Origin of the sequence: Nostoc sp. UIC 10607 (genome assembly GCF_047228265.1) — a bacterium.
Classification (GTDB): Bacteria; Cyanobacteriota; Cyanobacteriia; order Cyanobacteriales; family Nostocaceae; genus Nostoc; species Nostoc foliaceum_A.
Genome location: NZ_JBIQNW010000148.1, coordinates 1 through 3,856, shown reverse-complemented (window position 1 = coordinate 3,856; position 3,856 = coordinate 1). Strand labels below are relative to the sequence as shown.

At 40.1% G+C, this 3,856-nt stretch carries 2 protein-coding genes; both read left to right on the top strand.

Annotated elements, in window-relative coordinates:
* Positions 1-996 precede the first annotated feature (996 nt).
* Complete coding sequence (locus ACEYW6_RS35815; RefSeq protein ID WP_412983547.1) at positions 997-2,442, top strand: cytochrome ubiquinol oxidase subunit I; 1,446 nt, start codon at positions 997-999, stop codon at positions 2,440-2,442.
* A 92-nt stretch (positions 2,443-2,534) separates the two neighbouring features.
* Entirely contained in the window at positions 2,535-3,548 is a 1,014-nt protein-coding gene (gene cydB, locus ACEYW6_RS35810; protein WP_412983546.1) for a cytochrome d ubiquinol oxidase subunit II, read from the top strand.
* Positions 3,549-3,856: the final 308 nt, after the last annotated feature.

Below are 3,856 nucleotides of genomic sequence, written 5' to 3'. Positions count from 1 at the left end.
AAGCTGGATGCACCGAAAGATGCACGTCCAGATTGAAATGGGAGGTGCGAGGGATAATACCCTCCATCGACCCAACCTGAGATCACTTTTTATGGTGATTACCTAAAAACTTGCAATTCATCAAAATCCCTATTAGGGATTGAAACAAAAATAAAATAGTTGTAACAAATAAAGCTAAATATTTGCAATTCATCAAAATCCCTATTAGGGATTGAAACAAAAGTTTCTAGTAGATGGCGAAGAGTGTACTTATTTGCAATTCATCAAAATCCCTATTAGGGATTGAAACACGGTAGTAGTAGTAATGTATGCCCTTCTCCCTTTGCAATTCATCAAAATCCCTATTAGGGATTGTTGTGAAAAACACCTCTGTTTTAGTACCAGCTTATTATCTGGTTTTTGAAAGTTAATCAAATTAATAATGCATATCAAAGTTAAACAAATGGCAATAAATATTTTTAAAATTTTTAAAAGTCGATCAACCTTGATCACTTGAATGGATTGATTAATTTCTGCCTTTGTAATATAGATTCTCTAGCCCCTGTCAACTTCTGCGGAAAAGGAGCTTTAAAGCTGACATGAATCGGCCATATCAGCCCTAAATCATAGCTCCCCAACTTATTGGAGAAGTCGGATAGATGTACATTAGTGTCACCTTATGTTTTTTATGCTAACTTTGACCTCTTGTCTTTTGACATATATTACTAATTCACTCACAATTTAGAAAACTTTCCCTATCTATAGAGAGATGCTTTCCTCTCTAATAAAGTTTAATAAAGAGAAAATCTACGAAATTAGTCTTTCCATTTGACTATGATAATGAAGTTTTTGGAAACTGCGATCGCTAGAATATTATTCACGAATTGTCAATAATTAATATTCAATAGTGAATAAAGAAAATTGGATGGCATTAGAATCTCCATCTAAAGATTTTGGGCTGTTGAATTTGAACTCAGAGAAACAAATAAGAGTGAGTTTCAATAGAGGAATATAGGCATGGAATTTTTATCCAATTCAGTTGTGCTATCACGGATGCAATTTGCACTGACTGCGATATTCCATATACTTTGGCCCGTCCTGACTACAGGGATGGGGATTTATTTGGTCATTATCGAGGGGCTATGGCTAAAGACTCGTAATCCAGACTACTATCTCCATGCCCGTTTTTGGTCTAAGTTCTACATCCTGAACTTTGGGATTGGTGTAGCAACGGGTATCCCAATGGAATTTCAGTTTGGCACTAATTGGGCACCTTTCTCGGAAGCAGTAGGTAACTTTTTTGGCAGCGTTATTGGGTTTGAAGCCTCTTGGGCATTCATGCTGGAAGCTGCTTTTTTAGGCATTATGTTATTTGGTTGGGAACGCGTTAATCCCACTATTCACTATCTTTCAACAATTTTAGTTGCCGTTGGCGCGAACCTATCAACCCTGTGGATTTTGACAGCAAATTCCTGGATGCAAACCCCATCGGGTGGGGAAATGGTTAATGGAAAATTTATTGTCCACGATTACTTTCAAGCAATTTTAAATCCCTTCATGGTCAACAGTGTGATGCATATGTTCTTTGCCACACTGGAGACTTCACTATTTGTCATTGGTGGAATTAGTGCTTGGTATATTCTCAAAGAACGCCATCCAGCTTTCTTTTCGTACTCTTTGAAAATTGCTTTAGCAGCGGCTATTGCAGTTGCCCCATTACAAATATACATTGGGCATTTGAGCGGCGAACAAGTTTATCACTATCAACCCACAAAACTTGCAGCAATGGAAGCACAGTGGGAATCTTCACCTGCGGGACAGCCTGCTGATTGGAGTCTTGTAGCTATACCTAACGAAAAGGCGCAAAAAAATGACTGGGAAATCACTGTTCCGAATGCGCTGGGATATATTCTGGAATTCAAAAAGAATCTTTCCGAACCAGTACACGGCTTGAAGGAGTGGAAACCAGAGGATCGTCCTCATATGGTGGGTTTGATTTACTACGCTTTCCGCGTCATGATTGCCATTGGCTTTTTCTTAGCCGGATTAGTGTTATTGAGTACGCTGCAATGGTTGCGCGGTAAACTCTCAGCCGAAAATATTACTCAACAGCGTTGGTTGATGCGGGCTTGGATGTTCGCAGCTCCTCTAGGATACATCGCCGTAGAGTCAGGCTGGATTGTCCGCTGTGTAGGAAGACAGCCGTGGACGCTTTACGGGCAAATCCGCACAGCAGATGCGGCTTCTCGTCTACCCGCTAGTAATGTCTTAGTTTCACTAACTGGCTTTGCTACAGTTTACAGCTTTTTATTTATTGCGGTTTTGTACTTTGGCAGCCGCATTATTCGGAAAGGCCCAAATCTAGACTTGCCAGTACCAGGTGTGGAAATCACTAAACCAGCAGTAGATACAACCCCTGGAGAGTTCGTTCCAGATGAACGCCCTGTAGAAGCACAACAATGACTAATTCAAAATTCCAAATCAATAAAATCTATTTGGAAAGGGATTTTGACTAATTGACTGCAAATTAAATATGGAGCAGCATAGGATATTTTATGGAGACGCTAAACTATCTTCTCCCCCAAGTATGGTTTATCATTTTAGCTCTTTTTCTATTCCTCTACGTGATGCTAGATGGATTTGACTTAGGGGTGGGGATATTATCTCTTACTTCTTCCGATGATGAACGCCGCGGCATCTTAATGACTAGCTTAAGTAACATTTGGGATGCTAATGAAACTTGGTTAGTTCTCATGGCTGGAGGTCTGTTTGGCGCATTTCCACTAGCATATGGCACGATTTTAAATGCTTTATACATTCCAATTTTCGTAATGGTGTTTGGGTTTATCTTTCGTGGTGTAGCATTTGAGTTTCGTGAACAAGCAAACCGCAAATTATTTTGGAATTTCGCCTTTGGTGCCGGGAGTTTTAGCGCCGCACTTGGTCAAGGTTTCGCTCTTGGTGCTGTGCTGAAGGGTATTAATGTTGATGAGGCGGGGCACTTTATTGGTACAACTTGGGATTGGTTGAGCCTTCCATCGGTGCTGGTAGCTTTGACATTGATTCAAGGATATGTACTGATTGGCTCCACCTATCTTATTTGGAAAACGACAGGGGAATTGCAAGAAACTCACTATAAAACTGCCAAAATTGCTGCTTGGACGACACTAATCGGCGCAATTTTAATTACAATTACAACACCAATAATTTATGAAAATGCTAGGTTACGCTTGTTTCAACAGCCTCTAGTTTATATCTTTGCCATCATACCCGTGCTGGGAGTCGTTCTGATTTGGCAACTTTTACAGAGTCTCAACCGCAAAGAAGAAAGAGCACCTTTTGTCTGGACAATTCTACTGTTTGGATTGTCGTTTATTGGGTTAGGATTAATTGTCTTCCCTTACATCATTCCCAATAAAATCAATATCTATGAGGCAGCAGCTGATCCTAGTTCCTTAGTAATCATGCTTATCTTTATTGGCTTTCTCATCCCCGTGATGTTGTTCTACAACCTTTACCAGTATATTGTTTTTCGAGGTAAGGTAACTGGCAATAATTACGGGGAATGATAAAAATTGAAGTTTAACTTTTTTGCTTGACTTTTACTTTTGAATTGTTATAGTTCCCACTCAGATACGGTATAACATTATATCGCTAGGTGTAGGGGCACGGCACTACCCATTGGTGTAAACTTAAGCTCAAATGCATGTCCCACAGACGTTTTACCCCCCTTAATCCCCCCTTGTCAAGGGGGGAAACAGGAAATTTGTTCCCTCCCCTTGACAAGGGGAGGGTTAGGGTCTGACAAGTGTAGGTTTTTTACAGTTAGGAGGAGTTATAACAGTAAAATTCATCAACAGGGGTACGAGGAAAAGAA